Origin of the sequence: Arenibacter hampyeongensis (assembly GCF_002909255.1) — a bacterium.
GTDB lineage: Bacteria > Bacteroidota > Bacteroidia > Flavobacteriales > Flavobacteriaceae > Arenibacter > Arenibacter hampyeongensis.
The window spans coordinates 239,324-260,329 of the sequence record NZ_PIOB01000002.1; the positions used below are offsets into that span (position 1 = coordinate 239,324).

Sequence of the window (21,006 nt, forward strand, 5' to 3'; positions counted from 1 at the left end):
ATTCTTTGGAATTGCCATAATATATTCATTAAAGTCAATGAAATGAGCATAACCGAAACCTCATCGCAAATACGAATGAAGATATGCGAATTACATATGACCATTAAAAAACAATAAATATCTACAAATGAAAGTTAAGGAAATTATTCAAAAATAACTAGCAAATAATTCCACACAAAGAACTGGCTTTGAGCTAATGTTTGGAAAAGGGAAGGATGGCTATTGTGGCCTGATTTATTTCAGGAAAGTCATTCAGGATGCACCCTAAATCTGAATAATTTTGGAAATACATTGCCAAACATTTCCCGGGCCACGAAGTAAATGAATCCATGGGGCGGCTTCTGTAGTTACCATATTCTACGCCGTTTTGAGGATTGTGATCGGCTTTCCTTGGTTACCAATATCGAAAATAGCCTTAGAAAAAGGAAAGATTTACTGAATCCCAATGAACCCTCGCTGAAAATAGAAAAGTGAAACCTAGCGCCTTCCTTTTTTTGTTTCCTTTCGATTTTGAAAACAGGATTTGGATAATCCCAATGAACCCGCGCTGCAAATAGAAAAGTGAAGCCTAGCGCCTTCCTTTTTTTGTTTCCATTCCATTTTGAAAACAGGATTTACAGAATCCCTATGAATCCTCACTGAAAATAGAAAAGTGAAGCCTAGCGCCTTCGTACTTTTTTTGTTTCCATTCGATTTTGAAAACAGGATTTGGATAATCCCAATGAACCCGCGCTGCAAATAGAAAAGTGAAGCCTAGCGCCTTCCTTTTTTTGTTTCCCATGTTCGCTCAAACTTCGTTTGGCTCCATGGGAAACAAAAAAAGTGATTTGCAAATGCAAATCACTTTTCTGCTTGGTCGGGATGACAGGATTTGAACCTGCGACCACACGGCCCCCAGCCGTGTACGCTACCGGACTGCGCCACATCCCGATACTACAATTTGCTCAATACTTCTATTCTTTTTCAGAATCTCCATTTATAAATGAATCCTCTGTGGGGCAGCCTGTCCTGAGCGTAGACGAAGGGCCACATCCCGAAAATGAGATTGCAAAAATAGGAAAGATCAAACAATTTAACCCTAATCTTATGGCAAAAAAATGAATCTTTTTTCCTTATTCCTTAAATTCCAGCTCCTTAGTATTATTATCTCCATTTTTCCATATCCATTATCAATTAAAATATAAAAACATTCAACCAGACTCAAGAAATAAAAGATTGGTCAATTGAAAAATAAATACTAATTTGAAAGTTTTAATTCAGTAACCATCTTAAAAAAAGATAGAAAACCACCTATGAAGCTTAAACGATTAATCCTTTGCTTTTTAATATCTAGTACAGCCGTTTCCTTTGGCCAAACCACCGAGGACAATCTTATAAGATTACAATACAAGGACACTACCTCAACAAAAGATCTGGCGGTGGGTCTCTGGGCCAATCCCTTGCCCATGGATTACGATCAGGATGGAGATCTGGATTTGGTCATTTCCTGTACCGACGTTCCTTTTAATGGTACATTTTTATTCAAAAACTCTACCAAAGACCAACAAGGTAACCCAATTTTTGATGCTCCCATTAAAATTGGTGACGGCATGCGGAATGTTTCCATCTCATATGTTGAAGGGGAACCCAGGGTTTTGGGGGTTGGTTTGGAATATGACAATTTTAGAAGGTATGGATATACCCGGCCAGAAGGACTGTATCAAGCATCCGAGCTACTTGATCTTTATAAGGAACGTTTTAGCGATTGGAAATACGTTGATTATGACAATGACGGGGATATGGACCTTATCGTAGGAATAGATGATTGGAGTGAATATGGTTGGGACAATGCCTTTAACGACAAAGGGGAATGGACCAATGGAGATCTTCGTGGTTACCTTTATTTATTGACCAACGACAATGGGAAATATAAAAATGATGGTAGAATTATAGCCGGTGATAAACCCATTGATGTTTTTGGCAATACTACCCCCAACATAGCCGATTTTGATGGTGATGGTGATCTTGATATTATTTGCGGAGAATTCATTGATCGCTTTAGCTATTTCGAAAACACAGGAAATCGTGAAAACCCCATTTATGCCGCAGGTAGATTTCTAGAAAATAATAAAGGAATCCTAAAAATGGATTTGGAAATGATGAGGCCCGTCGCCCTGGATTGGAACAACGATGCTAAAATCGACCTTATAGTTGGCGACGAAGACGGTAGGGTGGTATTTATTGAAAACACTGGAACCCTCAGTAATCAAATGCCAGTTTTTAAATCGCCCAAATATATCCAACAGAAAAGTCAAAATCTTAAATTCGGTGCTTTGGTTACCCCATATAGTGTTGATTGGGACGATGATGGGGACGAAGATTTGATCTGTGGCAATTCGGCCGGGTATATTGGTTTTATAGAAAATTTGGATGGAGGGGATTCTCCTGAATGGAAAAAACCCATCTACCTGGAAGCCGATGGGGAGGTAATACGCATTATGGCAGGCTACAATGGATCTATTCAAGGACCAGCTGAAAGCAAATGGGGCTATACCACTTTAACTGTCGCTGATTGGGATGGGGATGGTCTAAAGGATATTCTGTTGAATTCCATATTTGGAAAAGTGGAATGGTATAAAAATATAGGTGTCAAGGGAGCCCCAAAACTGACTAAAATGGGAGGTGTCAAAGTGGCTTGGGAGAAAAACAAGATTCCAAAACCCAAATGGAACTGGTGGAATCCGGAAAAAGACGAATTGGCCACACAATGGAGAACTACGCCTTATGCAATAGACTGGAACAAAGACGGACTAATGGATTTGGTGATGTTGGACCACGAAGGATATTTGGCATTTTTTGAGCGATTTAAAAAGCGGGGAAAACTCTATCTCAAACCTGGACAACGAATTTTTAAGAATGCCGATGGAGAAATGGGCAAAGATCTGCTTCGTTTAAACGAGCGTGAAGCAGGTGGTAGTGGTCGAAGAAAAATCGAGTTTACCGATTGGGACGGCGATGGGGATCTTGATCTTTTGGCCAATAGTGAAAATATTGAATGGTACGAGAATTTAGGGAAATCAAACGGAAATACTGTTTTTAAGAAAAAAGGGAATCTGGTCAAAACCAAGCTTGCCGGGCACACCACTAGCCCAACCGTGGTTGACTGGGATAAGGATGGCAAACCTAATTTATTGATCGGCGCCGAAGACGGACATTTTTATTATTTAAAATAATAACGCTATTTTAAAGCTTATGGGGAAATATGGTCTGTAGGTTTTCTTAATTCTTTAGCTTAATTTGTAGACAATACTAGCTAATCCAACTGTAAACCAAAGCCGAATGAAACGCTTACTTCTATCCTGTTTTTTAATGTTGTTTATATTGATTGCATGTAAAAATAAGATGGCAACTGGGCCAACCTCTCTTTTCAATGGGAAAACATTTTCTGGTTGGGAGGGGGATACCATAAATACCTGGAGGATTAATAACGGAACTATCATTGGAGGCTCCTTGGATAAAACGGTCCCTCACAATGATTTTCTGTGCACAAGGCGTTCCTATGCTAATTTCATTCTTAGATTAAAGATAAAATTAACCGGTCACGAAGGATTTATTAATTCGGGAATCCAATTTAGAAGTAAAAGATTAATAGACCCATCCTATGAAATGACAGGCTACCAAGCAGATTGGGGCGAAAATTATTGGGCAAGTCTATATGATGAATCGCGAAGAAATAAAACCTTGATAGCCCCAGACTCTTTAGAAGTTCTTGAATGGATTAACATAAACGACTGGAACGATTATGAAATTAGGGCCGAAAACAGAAGAATACGTCTATATATCAATGGTCATATGACGGTTGACTATACCGAAGAAGACCCGACCATACCGCAATCCGGCTTAATTGGTCTTCAGATTCATGGAGACGGAAAGGCAGAGGTTTCTTTTAAAGATATTTTTATTGAAGAAATAAAGTAAAACAAATTATAGCTCTTGAATATAGACAAGTACACCAATTATAACCCTGACCCATGAACAATCTTCGTTTAATATCCCGCATCTCCACTGCCCTAATGCTATTGATCGTTTTTGTAGGTTGCCGAACCAAGACCAACAAAGAAGCTTCGGAACAAACTGTTCAGGATTCTACGACCATTGTCCGGGACTATGCGCTGGAAGCTACCATGCTGGGGTATTTTGCCAAAGATGGGACCCGAAATCCGACCTTAAGGGCCAACCAAGGAGATCTTGTACGAATTACAATAACCAATGGCGAAACCATGACCCATGATATTGCCATGGAGAAATTGGGCATAAAGAGTGGTACCCTATTGGAAAAGGGATCCAGTACCAGTATCACCTTCAAGGCTATAGAAAATGACACCTATTTCTGTACGGTTCCCGGACATCGTGCCGCTGGTATGGTGGGAAAATTTGAGGTCGTTGAGGGAAATCTATCGGGACCATCCATAGCAGGAGTTATACCCACAAAAAAAGGAAAACCTCTGAACCTAGGCTTCGAAACTGGTTCTTTAAAGGATTGGACAGCCACTGGAGACGCTTTTAAATCGCCACTATACGACCAAGACCCTTCCCCCGTGCATGATGCCAATGCACTAATCTCCTTTGATGGAGACTACTTTTTAACTAGTGGCGGCAATTCAAACTACAAACTTATGGGCACCATAAGTTCTGTACCCTTCAAGGTCACCCACCCATATGCTTCCTTTAAGGTATCAGGGGGTGCATTGGCAGATACGCGTGTTGAATTAGTGTTGGCAGAAACCAATCAGGTTATCTTTAGTTCAACAGGACAAGGTAGGGCCACCTTACAACCTGTGGTTGTGGAGCTTGAACCCTATTTACAACAGGATATTTTTATCCAAGTCATAGATAAGGAGACCGGTATCTCTCAAATTCCATATATAAAAGATGACAAATGGGCACATATAAATTTTGATGATTTCCGGTTCTACCCTACTCGCCCCTACTTTCCCAATGAATTAAATAAGGATGATATTATTGTACTGCCCCCATTGGATCCAATTATTAATTCTGGTCTTTCTGGTGAAAAAGCAGCAAACGCCATGACCTTGCCCGAAGGCTTTAAAATCACCTTGGCCGCCTCAGAACCTGATGTGGTTCGCCCCATAAGCTTTACCCTGGATGCACGTGGTCGCCTTTGGGTTGTTGAAGCACACACCTACCCTACCCCAGCCCCTGAAGGGGAAGGAAAAGATCGTATTCTCATTTTTGAGGATACCAATGGTGATGGAACCTTGGACAGTAAAAAAGTGTTTACTGAAGGCCTAAATCTTGTTAGCGGAATAGAAGTAGGCATGGGAGGTGTTTGGTTAGGGGCTGCACCGTATTTACTTTTTATACCTATCGATGCGGAAAAGGACAAGCCTGCTGGCCCACCTCAAAAATTGTTGGATGGTTGGGGATTGGATGACACTCATGAAGTTCTAAATAATCTACGCTGGGGCCCGGACGGATGGCTTTATGGTGTTCAGGGAGTTTTTACACATTCCAATGTGGGCAAGCCCGGAGCTTCTGACAACCAAAGAACCAAAATCAACGCAGGAGTATGGCGCTATCACCCAACAAGACATGAGTTTGAAGTATTTGCAGAAGGAAGTAGTAATCCATGGGGTATTGATTTTAATGATTACGGACATCCGTTCATCACGGTTTGCGTAATTCCGCACCTTTACCATGTTATTCAAGGGGCCAGATACCAACGGCAGGCCGGGAATCATTTTAACCCCTACACCTATGATGATATTAAAACCATAGGAGACCATGTACATTGGTTGGGCGACCGTGGACCACATGCCGGTAATTTCCGATCGGCGGCAGCTGGTGGTGGTCATGCCCACGCAGGCGCCATGATTTATTTGGGCGGAAATTCCTGGCCCAAAAAATATAGGAACACCATCTTTATGAACAACATCAATGGATCTAAACTTAACAATGATCAACTTACCCGTTCGGGGTCAGGATATGTTGGATCACATAATAAGGATTTTTTGGCCATGAACGATTCGTGGTCACAATGGCTCAACTTTAAATATGACCCCAGTGGATCGGTATTCGCCATAGATTGGTACGATCAGAACCAATGCCACAGTTCCAACCCCGATGTGCATGACAAAACTTTGGGACGAATCTTTAAGATCAGCCATAAAAATGATCAATGGGTTAAGGTTGATTTGCAAAAAGCTTCAGACCTGGAACTTGTCAACTATCAATTACATCCCAATGAATTTTATGTAAGACAGGCCAGGACAATCTTACAAGAGCGAGGCGGCAATCCTGAAGTCCATACAGCGCTTAAAGATATTCTAACCAACAATCAGGATGTAACCAGGAAGCTTAGAGCGCTATGGACCTTACATGTTACCCAAGGGCTAAACGAAAATGAACTAAATGATTTATTGAGCAGTGACAATGAATATCTTAGAAGTTGGACCATACAGTTACTGACCGAGGATAAGAAGGTATCACCAACCACCTTGGAACAGTTTGTAAGGATGGCCAAAAAAGATCAATCAGCTTTGGTAAGACTCTACCTCGCCTCTGGAATGCTTCGTTTGGCACCTGCAAAGCGATGGGACGTTTTGGAGGCACTGGTTCAGAAGACGGAAGACGTGGCAGATCACAATTTACCTTTAATGTTGTGGTACGCCACCGAACCCCTGATTCCGCTGGACCCGGAACGGGCGCTTCAATTGGCCGGAAAAGCCAAAATTCCAAATATTTTAAGCTATACACTTCAAAGGATAGGGGCATTGAAAACCACGGAATCCAAAAATTTATTGAAAAAGTACCAAGGCCAATTAAACACAGTGCGATCAGACGAGGATGGGGAACATAAAATGCTCATTGAAAAACTATTGAGCGAACAATAGCCAAACAATTGCATATTAAAAACAGTTAATTTTAATACCATAACAAAATCAAAAAATGAGAATGGCAACTAATAATACTATTGGACAGGTCTTATTTGGTCTTTTGATGTATTTCAATACTATACCTGTGTCCATTGGCCAGAACACAACCTCCAATGATTTTAAAAAAACTGTCCTTACGAGGGATTTTATTTCTGAGGGTGTTGCTGTGGCAGACTTAAACAAGGACGGGTTGATGGATATTATCGCGGGCTACTATTGGTTTGAAGCTCCTTCTTGGACGCGCCACGAGATGGCTCCCTCCCGCACCTTTAATCCGTGGAAGGAATACTGTGAATCTTTCCTTAACTTGGGTATGGACGTAAATTTGGACGGCTGGGATGATGTGATTATCATAGATTATCCCGGAAAACCTGGTTTCTGGTTCGAAAACCCCAAAAACAAATCCGGGGTTTGGAAAAAGCATATTATAGCCGACGGAATGGGCATTTCCAATGAATCACCGGGTTTTGTAGATATTGATGGTGATGGCAGGCTGGATATCCTTTGTGGTGATGTGGATAAAAAGCAAATAGTTTGGCTACAGGCTCCATTGAATCCAGGGGGTACCGAATGGAAAAGATTTCCTATCAGCACTGAAAATGTACCTGGAACCGACCGATTTTCGCATGGCATTGGACTGGGAGATGTTAATAATGATGGTATGGATGATGTGGTTATTCCGGAAGGATGGTTTGAAGGAAAGGCTGATAAAACGGTAGGCAAATGGAAATTTCACTCTGCCAACCTAGGTGATCCCTGTTCCCATATGCAGGTGATGGATGTAAATAACGATGGTAAAAATGATGTGGTCAGTTCCTCGGCACATGCCCTAGGTGTTTGGTGGCATGAACAGCAAGACGGACAAAACTTCAACACCCATTTAATTAGCAATACTACCGCCCAAACCCATTCCACCATTATGGCCGACATAAATGGTGATGCTAAAAAGGAACTAATTACAGGCAAACGCTACTTGGCCCATAATGGAAACGATGCAGGTGACAGTGATGCCCCAATTCTTCTTTATATTGAATTTACCCCGCAAAACGCCCCTTATTACACGGAACACATTATTGACCGTGATTCCGGTGCAGGACTTAATATTGTTGTAGAGGACATAAACAAAGACCAGCAACCTGATATCGTAATTGCGAACAAAAACGGAGTCTTTCTATTTGAGAATAAGATGGGGAAGTGACGATTAGCTGGTGATAGGGCATTCCTTTAACACCACAGCCTGTTCCAAATCACAATTCAGGGGTGAACAGAAACCACCCATTACAGGTTTTTTGTTCTGCACTGTTATATACGCTTCTCTTCAACTCTTTATTATCCATCGAATTGTTAGGCCAAAACGGTCTTTCTATGATTTCGTTAAGGTTAAAAAAAAAGCCCGATACAATTATTGTATCGGGCTTCATAAAAAAATAAAACTAACTCAAATCCTTAATTAACGTCCCAAAATATTTTGGTGGTTAAGTTATCCTCTCCACTAACCGTATTATAGTTGTCGGTGTTATAAACACGCTCACTATTTGGGTAAAGCCATCTGTTTGGAGGCAAGGTTTGTTCATTGGCGTTATCTACCTGAAATGTAAATTGAGGTAAATTTAACCTTCTTTGCTCCGCCCAGCTATCTGGTAATTGAAGAACACTAAAATGTATCCACTTTTCGGTTGCAATTAAAGACAATTTCTCCGCAGCCGTAGTAGCGTTATCCCAATTAACATCGGCACTGCTAATATAAGCTTGTACTTCAGTATCATCTGTTGGTGTTAAGGGACCAGAGGTTCCATCAGCACTCAAGTCACGTAGGTTATAGTAGAATTCAGTAGATTTCTCTATCGCATCCTCATAACTAGCTTGTGCCATGGCGTCATTACTAGCCTTCAAATAATACTCAGCTTTAATTAAACTTACTTCCGCCGCTGTAAACAATAATCCAGGGAAATATTCATTTCTACTTAATGTGGAACGGTTATACCTAGACAAAGTTCCAGTAGCAACTAAAGTAGTTTGGTCATTTTCGTTTAACAATGGATCCAATCCCAAATAGCTGGTGCCAGCATTTTCCCCTGGCTCGTACATTGCTCTCAATCTAGGGTCGGCGTTATCCAACATATGATCGATCATTTCCTTTCCGGCCAAGTTACCATCCCAATCTTCCAAACCGCTTCTAAAACCTTTAGAGTGTATTGGGGTATCCAAACTAACGACGTCTATTTGAACGTTTTCGGCATTGGTTTCCACTACAGGGTATTGGGAAGGATTTCCTAAAATCGCAGCGATTTCGGATGTTGCCCTAGACTGAAATTCCGAAACCCCGGAAACCCTGGTCAACATTCTTAGCCTAAGTGAATTACAATACTTCTTCCAAGTAGATAAATCACCTCCATTGACAAAATCCTGAGTTTGAAAACCTACCATGATACCTGGGCTAACACTGATGCTGTTCAATTCATCAGAAAAGCCTTTTAAACCATCCAACATAGTCGTATAAATACTTTCCGCTGTATCATAAGATGGTAATGAAGCCAAATAATCACCACCGTTTTGACTTAAACGACCAGCATCAGAGAATGGAATATCACCATGTAAGTCTACTACCCTTTGGGTATGATCATATAGGTAAATAGTGGCCGTAAGCATATATACCCTTAATTCAGCTTGATCCTCCGAAGAAAGATTATTGTAAATTTTCTCCAACTCCCTGTATTGGGCCAAGAAATCATAGTAATTGCTCCAACGTGGGCCAATACCTGCTTCACCTGGCACATATTGGTTGGAAGAATTTACCCAACCCACTGCTTGAGTGTAACGTGTTAATGTAGTTCTTAGAACAACAAAATAGTTCCAATAGGCCGGAAGTACGTATTCCCTATTCGTAACCAACATTCCAGCAAATTGCTTTTCTACAGTGGCTGTCGATACTTTTGAAGGGTTTGCGTAATTCTCGCTAAAATCTGCCTCAGTACAACCGCTGATGGCCGAAGCCATAACTATACTGAGCATTATCGATAATTTTTTCATGAAATATCTTTTTATATAATTCTTATTTATATTATTATAAACTAGCTCTTACCATTAAACCGAAAGAACGAGTTGAAGGGTTGGTACCAACGTTATTAACGTTTTGGAACCATCTAGAACCTGCTGTTGTCTGTTCACCATCCATATCCTTGATTGTTCTATATATATAAAACAAGTTTCTACCGAAAACCGAGAATTGCAATTTACTAAGTCCTATCTTATCAATTACTTTTCTAGGCATTTTATAGCCTATGGACAATTCCCTCATTTTGAAATAGGTGTTCTCCTTAATGTATAGCTCATAACGTGTGTTAGGGCTATATTGTGGTCCACCCCAGTTATATACTGTCCAGTAATAATCAGCAGAAGAAGCTATTTGATCGTTAGGTTGACCATCATTGGTAACTCCATCCAATAGAATACCATCATGGTACACTACTTCTCCTCCTGGACCAGCAGTTGCACTTGGGGTAGTCTGAATTCTGGTACCAGTACCATTCTCCTCATAATAACTAAGTCCGCCACTTTCTGTGTCCATGAACTTTGTGCTCTCCTCGGTTAAACCACGACTGGTCATCCAGTTAAGTGCAGTTGGCATAACGTGCCCTCCAATTCGGCCATCCACAAGAGCATCCAATGTAATGTTCTTATAGCTAAAAGAGTTCATTACCCCTCCAGTCCATTTAGGCATAGCATTACCAAATTTTTCCATTTTATCGGCATCAATCTTGTACATACCATTGGGATCCACAATTCTTCTACCCTGGGCATCGGTTGCAACCGGATGCGCATAAAGATCACCCATTGGTTGACCTACAAGTGACTTTAACTGAGCAGCATTTCCATCATAATCTGCATGCAACAATTCATCCAAACCAGGTGCCAGCTTCTCAACTATGTTTTCGTTCTTGGCAACGTTTACAATAACATCCCATCTAAAAGAACCTGTGTCTATAGGCGTTCCTGTTAAACCAAATTCATAACCTTTGTTCCTAAGAGTACCAATATTGGTAAGCACTGATCCTGCACCTGAGCTATTTGGAAGCGTTAAAGGAAGGATCTGATCCACAACTTGGGCATTGTAATAAGAAGCATCCAGACCTAACCTACCTTGAAAAAATTTGAGCTCCATACCAAATTCATACTCATGTTTTTCTTCTGGTCTAATCCCGTCATTACCAAAACTCGAAGGGATGTTAGTATAAAGTACTGGGTTACCGCCTTGAGAACCTAAAGTATTCTGGTTATAGGCAATGTTGGCTTGATATGGGTCAGGATAGTTACCCACGATACCCCAAGATCCACGAATTTTGAAATAGTTCATAAAAAGAGGAAGATCAAACGCCTCGGAAAGAATAAAACTGGAGTTTACCGAAGGATAAACAAAGCTATTGTTGTTCGGGTTCATAGTGGAGGTCTTATCCTTACGAATTGTACCCTCTACATAGAAATACCCCTTGTAATCCAAATTCATGGTTCCCAAAAATGCATCCTTTACAATGGAGTTGCGGCTACTGCCTGAATTAGGCGTGTTTACCGATGCAGAAATGTCGAACCAATTTTCTACACTTAATCCACCATTTGTTCCTCTGTTCAAATTGGACTCAGATTGTTTGGTAGCATTGTAACCGGCCATCATAGCCAAGGTTAGGTCGGTAGTAATTGGAGTTTCATATCTCAACAACAATTCACCATATAAGGAGTTGTAATTGCTATTGCTCATGCTAAACCCACCAGAATTACCAAAAGCCAAAGGCCTTTCTGTGGTATTGCTAGCCTCTGATCTTCTATTGGTAAAATCTGTAGAAATCCTACCTCTTAGGTTAAGACCTTTGGCAATGTCCCAATTGTTGGTAATGGTACCAATGATCCTATTGCTTTGTTCCTCCAACGCATTCTCTTTTACCCTCCAAACAAAGTCTCCAATATCTCCTTTAAATCCTGGGTAAATAATGTTCTCTTCAGGAGTTAAACTTTGACCAGTACCAGTCACATAGCGATAGCCTCTACTGGTTTTATATCTATCCAAATACCAATCGGCACTATCAAATGGAGACATCATCCCTGTGAAGTTATTTGTCAATCGGTCTACAGAATAAGGTCTATTGAATACGGACTGATTCACATAATTCACGATTACATCCGTAGAAAAATCCTCTGCCCATTTAAAGGTTGCATTTAAGTTAAATACATTCTTTTCCTCCTCAGCTCCAATACTGATACCCTGGTTATCCTGGCGGGTATAGGAAAATCTTAAATTAGAGTTATCGGTAACATTGGTAATAGACATGTTAACACTTGTATTGTGTGCAGTGTTGAACAATCCGCCATAACGATCATCCTGAGCCTCATATGGTCTTACGATTCCGTCCCAACCAATAGTTGGCTTACCGTCAAATTTAGGTCCAAAGTTAATACTATAACCCAAGACACCTCTGGTTTCAGCAGTACCATTACCATCCACATCATGGTAAATAAATCCTTCAGCATCCTGTCCTCCATTAGAAACGTTTAAGGGTGCACCTGGACCCCTCACGGTTTGATATCTTGGAAGGTAAGCTACATTATCAAAACTATAGGATGAACTTAAATCCACAGTCATACCATTCTTTCTATTCTTACCACTCTTTGTAGTAATCAATACAACACCGTTCACCGCCTCAGAACCATAAAGTGCTGCCGCAGATGCTCCTTTAAGAATGGAAATGTTATCTATATCTTCTGGGTTAATATCCAAAAGTCCATTACCCCTTAAGCGTTGGTCTCCCCAATAGTTGTTATTGGAAACTTCACCGTCCCTAATAGGTACACCATCCAAAATAATTAGCGGCTGACTTCTACCTGTAATAGAGGCTACACCTCTAATTGTAATGTTGGAGGCACTGGTAGATCCACCAGGAGTGGTGTTTATACTTACGCCAGGAGCTTTTCCATACAATGCCGTTGCAAAGTTAGGTGTAGCCGTTTCGGTCAAAGCATCTGCACTAATAGTAGCAGTAGCATAACCTAGAGCTTTCTTTTCCCTAGTAATACCCAATCCGGTTACAACAACCTCGCCTAATTGTTCAGCGTCTTCTTCAAGAACAACTTTAACAGAAGTTTGTGCGCCAACGGCAATTTCCTTTTTAGTAAACCCTAAAGAAGAGAATACTAAAGTGGCATTGTTGGAAACACTAATGGAAAAGTTTCCATCAAAATCTGTTGAGGTACCGTTATTGGTACCCTTCTCTACCACGTTTACACCTGGCAGTGGAGTACCCAAATCATCGGATACCGTTCCGGTAACCGTCTTGCTTTGGGCCATCATTCCCTGAACAAAGAGAAATGAGGCCAGCAATAAATAGTAATGAAATTTTTTAATCATACTAATAATTTTTAGTTAGTTAATTAGAAGTTTTCAGGGAGTTACCCTAATGTTAAATAATTACTAAATTTTCGCTTTCTTAGTTAGCTTAAGAAATTAATTCGACAAATAACTTTACGGAAAAGCCAAATGACTTACTATCAACTACGGTTGAAAAATAAAAACCATATAAAATTGAATAATTTTATATGGTTTTTATTTCTAGAGAATATGCTGTTCTTATTGCTTCACTCCTTAAATTAAAAGGAGGTAAAAGTTTATTGGCAACATTTTTCCATGATCCCTAGCTTGCACTATTTCCCACCATAGAATTATACCTAGAATAGTTTTCTGGTCGCACTGGGGTAAATAGGACTTGACCTAGGAGCATTATAATCACCTCAAAAATTATTCGCCGATTTAAAATAATATTCTTGATTTGTTGGTTTAAGCCTAATTGTTAAAACAAAAAAAGGGCTGATCTAAAAGATCAACCCTAATTTCAACTAACTCAATAAAATTTAATTCTTCGGTCCTTCTCCGTAATTTGGATTACTTGCATCAAACCAAATTCTTTGTGTATTTAGAATACTTGGATCATTGGTACCTGTAGTAAATCCTTGCTCCTCAATAGATTTTTTTGCATTTGCAAAATTTACGTTATCCTCTGTTGGAGTTCCGATCTCAAAACGTCTTGGAACGTTTAATGGAGATCCAGCTGCCAAGAATGGCTCCCAAGCCAAAACAGAACTACCAACCATAGGAATACCTGACCGTCTTACAGTCGTATAAGTATCATGTGGAGTAATAGCAAAATTAACATACTGCTGAATATATACCTTTTCCAGCCCATTAGTGGAAAGATCGTAATCTGGCTGTGCCAACAAATCAGCAATTTCATTTGCCTTCAATTTGGTGGAAGCCGTTGCTGCCATGGCTTCATCTTGATAAACAGGATCACTTTCATAGTAATAAGTGCCCGTGTTTTTAGCAAGCAAATCCATTCTTTGGATAGACAATTCCACACCACGGTCAAAATATGCCTGAGCACTTCCAGGAACATTTGCACCTAACAATATAAATTCGGCCATATAAAGATTCGCTTCAGCTGATGAACCCAAAATTACCTCTAAAGGAGGATGGTCACCATTTTTCTGGATCAAACGTCCTCCCGGTCTTGTTGGGTAGGTAAAGTCGATTCCGGAACGAGTGTTCTTTTCAGCAAAAGAAGAAGTTGAAGTATACGATTTTTCAACATCATCCAAGGTTATTCTATTCCTTGATGCCTGTTGAAAATAATCATCGTAGGCACCATCCTGTTGCTTATCCGGTGAAACTGGAGCTCCGTGATACCTTACCCAAGGTTCCCCTGGACCTGACCAGCTCTCGAAATTGCCACTACCGTCCAGTACCACATACTGTTCCACATAACTTGGAAGTTCTCTTCCTGCGTCAATAAATGCCTGCACTACTTCTGCATTAAAATCATTCTTTTCGAACAAGAATCTAACTCTAGGATCTTTATTATCACGTAAGAAGTCCACAAGGTTTAATCCACCTGTTCCTGGCTGTGTACCATTACCTGTTCCTCTATAGTTTATACCTCTCTTATAGATAAAATCTTCATCCAATGAATTCATTATACCAACAGATGAATTTGCTACTTCCTGAGCAACACTTAATGCTTTGCTTCGGTCCGCATTTACAAGCCTTGCAGCAATTCTCAATTTTAAAAGATTACAAAATTTAGCCCATTTACCATAATCGCCATTATAAATAATGTCCTGACTAGCAATGCTAAATTGTTCTGAAGCGGTCAAATCTGCAATAGCCCCATCCAATTCAGCCAACCAAGTAGTAAACAAAAGTGCTTGTTGGTCATAAACGGGTGTAATTAATGGTGGCGTAGTATAAGGTGCTAAACCCGCTTCAGTGTACACCATAGACCCACTATAATCTGTCTGTGTCAAAGCGGTTGCCACTTGTGCAGCAAAGGTAATACCCTTTATTGCCCTCATAGTAACCTTTTCCTCTTCTGGCAAAGCATCTATTTTGGCCCTAATGTCCTTCGCATTTGGAATTATTCCATATACATTCTGAGACCCACCTTGGGCTGCCATTTCTACAAAGGTTTCAGGGTTACCTACCCCTGTACCGGTAATTTGACTCCATGGATATACATAATCAAAATTGGTGTAAAACCAAATTACGTAATCATTGGTGTACATGTCGTTTATAACCTTGGCAGTCGAGTACCTAAGATCTGGTTCCGAGAGTGTGGATGGATCACTGTTCAACTTAGCAAACTCATCCTTATCGCATCCTACGATAACGACAGCTAAGAGAATTAAAATTATTTTATATGTTTCTTTCATCTTTATAATTATTTATGATTAAAAGTCAATAGCAATTGAAAAAGTATAGCTAGCCAAATAAGGACTAAAAGAACGCTCACGGAAAGAATCCGAACTAGTTGTTCCCCTGAAACTTTCTGGATTGATATCGTTTGGCAAGGAGTTGTACAAATAGGCAACATTTCTAGCATTTATTCCTAAATACACATTTCTAGCTCCCATTTTGCTTGCAGCCATCTTTGGCAAATTATACCCCAAAGATATATTCCTTAATGCAATATATTTAACCTCGGAAAACCAGTCATCGTTTACTACTCCGTTACCCCAGGAGTTACGACGATAGTTATAATAACTAGCATGTGTTGGTTCTACATGTCCAGCATCGAATGCTTCCTGGTATGTCATTCCTCCCACATCCACAGATGTTCCGCTTGGAGCAGTAACCATTTGGCCTTCGGCAAATACGCCATCTGGTATTACTCCATCACTAAATTGTGTGCCCTGTACATCGGCATAACCAGATGCCCATGTTAAACCACCATGTTCTGGATCCCTTCCACGAAGTGACTTTTCGGTATAACCGTAAGATGTACCATATCTACTGGAATAAGAAGCCATATGACCTCCATAACGTGCATCCAACAATATGGACATATTAAAGTTTCCTATGTTAAATTCATTATTCCAAGATCCCTCGAAATCTGCTTGTGCCTTACCTACTTTTTCAGGAACACCGCTTCTTTCATAATAAGCACCTCTTCTTGAATCTACCCAAATCAGCTGATTTTTACCATTGTTCGGGTGGCTTGGATCAGTGGATTCAAATTTCTTTGGAGCACTATCGGAATATAACACACCATATTCGCCACCTTCAAAAGCTACAGATCCCACACGGAAATTACCATAGGTAATGTCCCCACCTAAACTTTTGTATTCACCAAAATCAGGGTGAACCTCACTAATTTTTGTGGTATTGTCCCAATAATTTAAGGTAGTATTCCAACTAAAATTATTGCTTTTAATAGGCGTTCCCGTTACAGATACTTCCAATCCTGTATTTGTCAAAGTACCAATGTTCGTAAGTAGATTATTGTATCCAGATTCACTTGGCAAAGGAACATTACCAATTTGCTCTGAAATAGTTTCATCGTAATAGGCAACATCGATCCCTAAGCGGTTATTAAAGAAGCGTACATCTGCACCAATCTCATAGGAATCTTTTAATTCAGGTCTGATACTTCTATCTACCAAGGTAGTATTCACAGTGTTGGTGTATACAAAATTACCTCCATTATCAATACTTCCCTGTCCATAACCTCTGTTGATTGTATATGGACTTGTATCACTTCCTACCTGTGCCCATGAAGCACGCAACTTACCAAATGTAAACCATTTGGATGTTCCAGTGGCTTCACTAAATACCCATGAACTGGATACCGATGGGTAGAAGTAAGAGTTATTACCTGTACCATCTGTGTATACCAGGGCAGAAGACCAGTCATTACGCCCGGTGACATCTAAAAACAATTGATCTCTATACTCTAGATGCGCCAAAAAGTAAGCGGAATTTAGCTGCTTGGTATCAGAAACACCACCATCACCCCTTTGCGTTCTTAAAGAGTTACCAATATAAAATCTACCAGGAACTATTAAACCTCCATCGGTCCACGCTCTAGTATAGGATTGCTTATGATCCCAAATCTCGCCACCTAATAAAAGATTAGCCGATAAATCTGGAGTTATATCCTTATTAAAATTAAAGATCAGTTTTCCAGTTTTCGCAACATCCTTATCATGTCTTAATTCATAAGAACCTCCTTCATTGGCAAATCCACTTCCCAAATTTTTTGCTTCAAATTCGGTGGTGTAATGGTTCATATTCCCTTCTGCAGTAATTGTCAACCAATCGGTTACATCCGCAGCCAAAGATACAATTGGTCTAACAACAGTTTCTTTGCGGTAATTATTATTGTTTTCATAGGCGAACCATAGCCCTCTATTAGGAACATTGGTAAATTCGTCTCCAAAATTTGCATTTGGCACACCACCATGTGGCGCTTGCCAATACTGCTGTTGTTTGTATTTTGAAGTATTGTAGTTTCTCTCAAAAGTACCATCAAAAAATCCCTGAGAAATATCATTTCTCGGGTTATGGGAATTGGAATCTGTAAAAGAAACTGAAGCACTCGCCCTTAACCATGGGGCCAGGTTATAAGAACCTCTAAAACTTAAGGCATTTCTTTTAAAGGAATTATTGGGTAAAGTACCTGTCCTTTCATTGTATGAATCGGAAAGATAAAAATTACCTTTATCATTTCCCCCGCTCACCGCGACAGATGTATTGGTATTTACACCAGTACTGTAGGCATCCAACATATTATTCTTTTGTGCCTCATAAGGAACCATGTTTCCATCATAATCCTCTATTGGCCTACCGTCAAATTTTGGTCCATAACTAAGACCACCACCAGCATGATTGATCATGGATGGTTGACCATCGGAATTATAGGAAAACTGTTGGGTATCCCAATTGTAGTAATTATTACTACTATCCTGATTACCATAATTTACATAACCCGCCAAAGTTCCAGGTCCATATTCATTCTGTAGAGCCGGCCCCTTGTAAACTATATCAAATCCTACTGATTGTCTTACAGAAACACCAATACCTCTAGTCCCTGAACCATCTTTAGTGGTGATTAAAACAACACCATTGATACCTCTAGAACCATACAATGCCGTTGCAGCAGCACCTTTAAGAATGGATACTGTCTTATAGTCATCTGGGTTTAAGTTCTTCAAAATGTTACCGTAATCATTGGATGACGAATTCCAATCCGCACTGGCTCCAGATGTCCCATTTTCCAAAATAACACCGTCTATTACAAAGATCGGTTGGTTATTGCTTGAGTTTAGAGTGGATACACCACGAATCTGAATTTTAGAGTTCCCAAAAAGCCCTCCATCAGATGCTCCAATACTAACTCCAGGAGCCTTACCTTGCAAGGATTGAACAGGATTCACAACATTGATCCTAGCCAATTCCTCACCTTGCACCTCGGTCATTGCATAACCAATAGCCTTAGACTCTCTCTTAATACCTAAAGCAGTAACCACAACTTCACCTAATTGTTCGGAATCTTCTTCCAAAGAAATGTTAATTGTAGATTGACCCGATACCGCCATTTCCTTAGTTGTAAACCCTAAAGAAGAGAAAACCAAGGTCGCAGAATTGGATACATTAATAGAATAGTTACCATCGAAATCCGTGGAGGCACCATTTGTTGTACCTTTTTCAACCACATTCACTCCAGGCAACGGAGTACCGACATCATCTTTAACCGTACCGGAAACGGTTTTGTTCTGTGCTACCAATCCCTGTACTACGAGAAATGCGGTAAGCATAAAATAGTAATGAATTTTTTTAATCATTCTAATAAATTTTAGTTAGTTAAGTGTAATAAAATATCACAAGGGACTCCCCTAATGTTAAATAATTAACAAATCTTCCGTTTCTTAATCGCGAACCGAAATTAATTCGACTGATAACTACTGCCACGGGTTGGATGACATGGTTACTAAATCATTTTCGTGAATAGTTAAAATTTTAATTTTTACTCAAAAAAATATCCTGACGGGTATAAATTCCATCAGGATATAATTTAATTTTGATAATTTTAAGTAAAAACTTTCCTATTTGTCAATAAAACCAACTTGGAACGATTCCTATGGCATTCTAAGGTTTTGGATTATTTCTTAAGATAAATTCCTATCAATATTACCCTTAGGCAACGAGAAAACTGGTCTCAATATATAAGTATAAAACCTCCTTACGGTACCGTTTTTTCTTATTTTATTTTTATCACAAATGCCTCTTTACTTAATAGATTAGCCTCTGCAACTTTGGGAAGTTGAATTGCCATTCCATTACTTTTTTTGATCCATTTTAATCTTTGTCCTGTCCCCAAAAGCTGCGCCTTGGCACCTCTGGATGGAGCATAGTCCGGAAACACAATTTCCGATGGCAGCACTGTTTGCCCTTTTTCCACTAAATAGGTAAGATACACTGTACCATCTGGCTTGGCCGTAACACATACATTATCGAACTTAAAAGGTGCCATGGACCGGGTTCCATAAATAGCCTCCTTGTTAACAGCCATCCAATCCCCAATTTCATTTAACAATTTATAAGCTCCGGCATCCCACTCGCCTTCTGGGCTCGGTGCAATATTCAATAACAAATTTCCTCCCTTGGCCACTATATCAACTAAGGTATGTATGGCCTCACGACCGGACATATATTTGGCATCAAAAGAATAGGACCATCCACCACCGGCAATGATACAGGATTCCCAAGGATAGGGAAGTGGCTTTTCGGGCACCCTATTTTCTGGAGTCAGGTAATTTTGGTTTTTCCCGTGAACGGCACGGTCCACCACAATTAAACCTGGTTGTTTTTCCCTGGCCTTGACCACCAATTCATCCATCTTAATATCCTGATTAACGATACGATGCTTTAAATAGCCATTGTCATTGTCTACCAACTGCTGCTCATACCAATTGGTTATTTCAGATTTTGGGGTTTTGGCCACCCAACCACCATCAAGCCACAATATATCCACCTTGCCATAATCCGTAAGTAACTCCAATATTTGATTGTGGGTAAAATCTATATATTCCTGCCATTTTTCCGGATTGGCCTCAGGCTCATAATTAACATTTCTATCCCGTGGTGGATAATAGGGATCCCAATAGGTTGGGGTATTCCAATCGGGCTTGGAAAAATACGCCCCAGCCCACAATCCCTGGCCCCTGAAGGAATTGAATATTTCCTTGGTGATATTCGCTTTGGGATTGGTTGAAAATGGTGTTTTAGGGTCTGTTATTTTATAATCCGTGTATTTGGAATCGAACATGGAAAATCCATCATGATGCTTGGTTGTGAATACAACATATTTCATGCCCGCATTTTTTGCTGCCTTGGCCCATTTGTCAGGGTCAAATTTCACAGGATTGAAGGTCTTCTGCAAACCTTCATATTCCTTTTTATAAGTATTATAATCACTGGGATTGGAGCCCTTGGTCCGCTCACACCAACCATACTCCTCGGGACAGAGGGACCAGGATTCAACAATTCCCCATTGACTGTAGGTACCCCAATGCATCAAAAGCCCAAATTTCATGTCTTGCCATTGATCCAACTTTTCAAGTACCATGGGATCGGTTTCAGGAACATACCGTTCATCTTCATAGATTGCCTGGGCCTTCATTCCTTGAAAAACCAGGATGGTGGCGAATGCCATCACTATAAATTTGTTTCTTATTATTTTCATGCTGTTCTGGA

9 protein-coding genes and 1 tRNA gene are annotated in these 21,006 nt (G+C 40.1%); 4 read left to right on the forward strand and 6 right to left on the reverse strand.

Features of this window, described 5'->3' with window-relative positions; translation table 11 throughout:
• Positions 1-853: 853 nt before the first annotated feature.
• Positions 854-930 (reverse strand) — tRNA-Pro (locus tag CWD91_RS05965).
• A 362-nt stretch (positions 931-1,292) separates the two neighbouring features.
• On the opposite strand from CWD91_RS05965, the gene CWD91_RS05975 reads away from it, so the two are divergent.
• The 4 genes from CWD91_RS05975 to CWD91_RS05990 all read left to right on the forward strand — a co-directional run bounded on the left by CWD91_RS05975 (position 1,293) and on the right by CWD91_RS05990 (position 8,133).
• Positions 1,293-3,212, forward strand: a complete 1,920-nt coding sequence (locus CWD91_RS05975) for an FG-GAP repeat domain-containing protein (RefSeq protein WP_103440072.1) — start codon at positions 1,293-1,295, stop codon at positions 3,210-3,212.
• 106 nt (positions 3,213-3,318) lie between these two features.
• Complete coding sequence (locus tag CWD91_RS05980; protein ID WP_103440073.1) at positions 3,319-3,957, forward strand: 3-keto-disaccharide hydrolase; 639 nt, start codon at positions 3,319-3,321, stop codon at positions 3,955-3,957.
• 53 nt (positions 3,958-4,010) lie between these two features.
• Positions 4,011-6,893 (forward strand): PVC-type heme-binding CxxCH protein, encoded by a 2,883-nt coding sequence (locus CWD91_RS05985; protein ID WP_103440074.1) that lies wholly within the window; start codon positions 4,011-4,013, stop codon positions 6,891-6,893.
• Positions 6,894-6,954: 61 nt separating this feature from the next.
• Complete coding sequence (locus tag CWD91_RS05990; RefSeq protein WP_205164605.1) at positions 6,955-8,133, forward strand: FG-GAP repeat domain-containing protein; 1,179 nt, start codon at positions 6,955-6,957, stop codon at positions 8,131-8,133.
• A gap of 248 nt (positions 8,134-8,381) precedes the next feature.
• On the opposite strand, the gene CWD91_RS05995 is transcribed toward CWD91_RS05990, so the two are convergent.
• From CWD91_RS05995 to CWD91_RS06015, 5 genes are all read right to left on the reverse strand, one after another.
• Positions 8,382-9,965, reverse strand: coding sequence for a SusD/RagB family nutrient-binding outer membrane lipoprotein (locus CWD91_RS05995; RefSeq protein ID WP_103440076.1), 1,584 nt, complete (start codon positions 9,963-9,965; stop codon positions 8,382-8,384).
• 34 nt (positions 9,966-9,999) lie between these two features.
• Entirely contained in the window at positions 10,000-13,329 is a 3,330-nt protein-coding gene (locus CWD91_RS06000; protein WP_103440077.1) for a SusC/RagA family TonB-linked outer membrane protein, read from the reverse strand.
• 500 nt (positions 13,330-13,829) lie between these two features.
• Positions 13,830-15,683: a SusD/RagB family nutrient-binding outer membrane lipoprotein gene (locus tag CWD91_RS06005; RefSeq protein WP_103440078.1), complete on the reverse strand. Its 1,854-nt coding sequence runs from the start codon at positions 15,681-15,683 to the stop codon at positions 13,830-13,832.
• Between the two features lie 18 nt (positions 15,684-15,701).
• On the reverse strand, positions 15,702-19,094 hold the full coding sequence (locus CWD91_RS06010; protein WP_103440079.1) for a SusC/RagA family TonB-linked outer membrane protein: 3,393 nt from the start codon (positions 19,092-19,094) through the stop codon (positions 15,702-15,704).
• Between the two features lie 416 nt (positions 19,095-19,510).
• Positions 19,511-20,995, reverse strand: coding sequence for an alpha-L-fucosidase (locus CWD91_RS06015; RefSeq protein WP_239985669.1), 1,485 nt, complete (start codon positions 20,993-20,995; stop codon positions 19,511-19,513).
• Between the last annotated feature and the right edge of the window lie 11 nt (positions 20,996-21,006).